The organism is Vibrio sp. 1557 (genome assembly GCF_033340175.1).
In the GTDB taxonomy this organism is placed as follows: domain Bacteria; phylum Pseudomonadota; class Gammaproteobacteria; order Enterobacterales; family Vibrionaceae; genus Vibrio; species Vibrio alginolyticus.
Map to the genome: position 1 here is coordinate 1 of NZ_JAWOVZ010000266.1, position 1,074 is coordinate 1,074.

Below are 1,074 nucleotides of genomic sequence, written 5' to 3' on the forward strand. Positions count from 1 at the left end.
GGTAACAGCGAAAGGCACGACGCTTGGTGCAGATAACGGTATTGGTATGGCTTCTTGTCTGGCTGTATTAGCATCTAAAGATATCAAGCATGGGCCAATTGAAGTTCTACTAACAATTGACGAAGAAGCAGGCATGACAGGTGCATTCGGGCTTGAAGCAGGTTGGTTGGAAGGTGATATTCTTCTAAACACCGACTCCGAGCAAGAAGGCGAAGTGTACATGGGCTGCGCTGGTGGTATCGATGGTGCGATGACTTTTGACATCAAACGCGACGCGATCCCTACTGGCTTTGTGACTCGTCAGCTAACCTTGAAGGGTTTAAAAGGCGGTCACTCTGGTTGTGATATCCACACTGGTCGTGGTAATGCCAACAAACTGCTTGGCCGATTCCTAGCGGGCCATGCACAAGAGTTGGATCTTCGCTTGGTTGAATTCCGTGGTGGTAGTTTGCGTAATGCTATTCCTCGCGAAGCTTTCGTAACAGTTGCTGTTCCTGCTGAAAACCAAGAGAAGCTTGCAGAGCTTTTCAACTACTACACTGAGCTATTAAAAGCAGAGCTTGGCAAAGTAGAAACGGGTATTGTGACGTTCAATGAAGAGATCGTAACCGAATCACAAGCTTTCACCGCGGCGGACCAACAACGCTTTATTGCTGCTCTCAACGCATGTCCAAATGGCGTGATGCGCATGAGCGACGAAATTGAAGGTGTGGTTGAAACGTCACTGAACGTTGGCGTGATCACTACTGAAGAAAATAAAGTGACTGTTCTGTGCCTAATTCGCTCTTTGATTGACTCTGGCCGCAGCCAAGTAGAGAGCATGTTACGCTCTGTTGCTGAACTCGCAGGGGCACAAGTTGAGTTCTCAGGCGCTTACCCTGGTTGGAAACCAGACGCTGATTCAGAAATCATGGCGATTTTCCGTGATATGTACGAAGGCATTTACGGTCACAAACCAAACATCATGGTTATTCACGCAGGTCTTGAATGTGGTCTATTTAAAGAGCCTTACCCGAACATGGACATGGTTTCTTTCGGCCCAACGATCAAGTTCCCTCACTCTCCTGATGAAAA

1 protein-coding gene is annotated in these 1,074 nt (G+C 47.7%); it reads left to right on the forward strand.

Annotation, left to right across the window (positions count from 1 at the left end; genetic code table 11):
* Nucleotides 1-1,074, forward strand: a 1,074-nt coding sequence (gene pepD, locus R7070_RS26390) for a beta-Ala-His dipeptidase (protein WP_318141542.1), incomplete at both ends; no start/stop codon positions are given.